At 49.0% G+C, this 2,958-nt stretch carries 3 protein-coding genes; 1 reads left to right on the top strand and 2 read right to left on the bottom strand.

What is annotated here, in order from left to right; genetic code table 11:
• Window positions 1-591 (top strand): AMP-binding enzyme (locus tag BACCOPRO_RS03770; protein ID WP_008141083.1); only part of this gene is annotated, 591 nt, incomplete at its 5' end.
• 429 nt (window positions 592-1,020) lie between these two features.
• On the opposite strand, the gene BACCOPRO_RS03765 is transcribed toward BACCOPRO_RS03770, so the two are convergent.
• On the bottom strand, window positions 1,021-2,124 hold the full coding sequence (locus BACCOPRO_RS03765; RefSeq protein WP_008141082.1) for a tetratricopeptide repeat protein: 1,104 nt from the start codon (window positions 2,122-2,124) through the stop codon (window positions 1,021-1,023).
• A gap of 62 nt (window positions 2,125-2,186) precedes the next feature.
• A partial coding sequence (locus BACCOPRO_RS03760) for a citrate/2-methylcitrate synthase (protein WP_008141080.1) occupies window positions 2,187-2,958 on the bottom strand: 772 nt, incomplete at its 5' end.

Here is a 2,958-nt window from a genome sequence, read left to right as displayed (position 1 = left end):
GCCGAAGTGCGCTACACAACCGTCGGACGTGACTTTGAATTTACGGAAGTAAAGGTCATCGACCCTGAAACAGGTGAAGAATGCCCCGTCGGTGTGCAGGGAGAAATGTGCAACCGCGGCTACAATACCATGAAAGGTTACTACAAGAACCCGGAAGCTACGGCTGAAGTCATCGACAAGAACGGATTCCTGCATTCAGGAGACCTGGGTGTAAAAGACGAAAACGGCAATTACCGGATCACCGGACGTATCAAAGACATGATCATCCGGGGAGGAGAAAACATCTACCCGCGCGAAATTGAAGAGTTTCTTTACCAGATGCCCGCCATCAAGGATGTTCAGGTGGCCGGAATCCCGTCAAAGAAATACGGAGAAGCTGTCGGGGCATTCATTATCCTGCATGAAGGATGCAGTCTCAATGAATTTGATGTACGCGAATTCTGCCAGGGAAAAATTGCCCGTTACAAAATTCCGAAATACATTTTCTTTGTCAAGGAATTCCCCATGACCGGAAGCGGAAAAATACAGAAGTTCAAGCTGAAGGATGTAGGTCTGGAACTCTGCCGCCAGCAGGGAATCGAGATCATCTGACGGATTTCCTCCACGGATCATCTGCACGGAAAAGGATATCCGGGAATATTTCGATATAAAAGACAGAGGCTGTCTCAGGATATATGAACTGAAACAGCCTCTGTCTTTTTCTTCTTCATCCGGTCAACTGCCTCCGTTTTTCCGGCAAAATGCAATGATTTCACTGAATAAAATTTCTGTTTCCACCGCACGAAACTCCAGTTTCAGGCAGCCGAAACTGGAGTTTCACCGAGAGAAAACAAAAGTTCCACCGAGAGAAAACAAAAGTTCCACCAGGTGAAAATAAAAGTTCCACCAGCAGAAAACAGAAGTTCCACCTAGTGGAAACAAAAGTTTCACCAGCACGATACAAAAAATTTCTCCAGACGAAACAGCTGAATTGTCTGCAGTTTCATCCGGATAATACCTGTAAATATCTGCTGACCGTCCTTATTCTTCTTCCCCATCTGCCTTCCGCAAGCGCCGGATAGCCAGATGATGTCCTTCATCCGCAGCCTTCCGGTACCAATAGAATGCCTTTTCCGGATCCGGATCTCCATTCCATCCTTCTTCATAAGCCTGCCCGATCCGATAATGGGCATAGGGATCTTCCGACAATCTGTAAGCCTGCATCGCCAAAGGTAAGGATACAGGAAAACCGGGGCCTCCTTTTCTGTACAGATCGCCCAGATTGGAAGGGGCATACATCCGGTCGCCGGCCGAAATTGCCTGTCGGAACCAATACTCGGCCTGGTGCTTGTCAACCGGAATACCGACACCTTCCTGATACAGGGTTCCGATATCGTTCAGCACCACTCCGGCCACTTCTTTGCCCTGCCTGTAACCTTCAGCCAGCTGCAACAGGAGTTCCACGTCCTCGCGTGAAAAGCTCTCCCAGGTCTCGGCACCGTCAGTCTGCCAGGATTTCACCTTTCCGACCGGTACATGCTGGGGAACATCTACCTCCACTTCTCCATCATCCGTCACTCCAGACGGAACACAAGATGCATCAGGCAGTGCATGAGGAAGCAATCCATGGCGCAGCAGATACTGTACATAGCCGTAGATACGGGGTGTGGAAGAATACAGATTCACTCCGAAACGGGACAAAATATCGAGAGAAACATACGTGTTTTCTATCACAGGAAACTCCAGATAATACCGGGGAACGAGAGAAAGCGTAGCCTTCAGCCAGGCAATCTCCTCACCGATACACAGGCTGATCCATTCTTCGTCAAAATGCTGATAGAGAGTCTTTCCGTCCTCCAGGCCTTCCACTTCTGCCTGCAAATGGATTCGCAGACAGTCCGCCAGATAGGGAAAGAAGCGATAATCCTCATAAGAAGCCAGGCCGTCGATCATCACCTGCCAGTTGCCTGCTCCGTCATCTGATATGACAAACAAGGTTGTGGAATGCTTCGGACGGGAAAAATAAAAATACCGGCAATGCTCATCGCAGCCTTCAAATTCCAGGGTCAGGGGCATTTCCAGTTCCCGAAGAAAATCTGCTATTTCCAGCCGCAAGGCTGAGTTCATCGATATCACTTGTTTCATGCCTGCAAACTTACGTAAAATCCACCGATTCTCCGTCAGTTTGCAGGAAAAACATATTGATTTTACCGCTCCTCAAGCGGATGGTAAACCACTTCTTCAAGCACGTTCTTATAAGCCGGACGAATGATGCGGCGGCCCTCGAAGTTCAGTTCCTCAATGCGATGAGCCGTCCATCCTACGATACGGGCCATGGCAAACAGCGGCGTATAGATTTCGGGAGGAAGCCCCATCATTTCATAAATGAAGCCGGAATAAAAATCAACATTCGAACAAACCTGCTTTTTGGTTCCCTTCACCCGCTTGAAACATTCGATAGCCCGCTGTTCAACCAGCTCCAAGAAAGCAAACTCTTTCTCACAGCCCTTTTCTGCCACCAGCTCACCGGCCAGTTCCTTCAACAAGACAGAACGCGGATCGGAAATCGTATACACCGCATGACCGATGCCGTAAATCAGTCCGCTTCCGTCGTAGGCTTCCTTGTTCAGCATCCGGATCAGATAAGTATCAATCTCATCTACATTCGTCCAGTCTGAGATGACTTCCTTCAGGTGATGGAACATTTTGACCACCTGAATATTGGCTCCTCCGTGCAAAGGTCCCTTCAATGAACCGATGCCGGCTGCGATACTTGAGTAAGTATCCGTCCGGGTGGAACTGGTGACACGCACCGTAAAAGTAGAGTTGTTACCTCCCCCGTGCTCAGCCTGAAGCACCAGCAGGAGATCAAGCATACGGGCTTCCAGCGGCGTATATTCCTTCTTGATCATATACAGGAAATTTTCTGCCAGTGAAAGGTTCTCGTGAGGATGACGGATATGCAGTGAACGTCCGTGC

This window comes from Phocaeicola coprophilus DSM 18228 = JCM 13818, assembly GCF_000157915.1.
Taxonomy (GTDB): Bacteria; Bacteroidota; Bacteroidia; order Bacteroidales; family Bacteroidaceae; genus Phocaeicola; species Phocaeicola coprophilus.
Note: the sequence above shows the minus strand (reverse complement) of the source record. Positions and strands in the feature narration are given on the sequence as shown.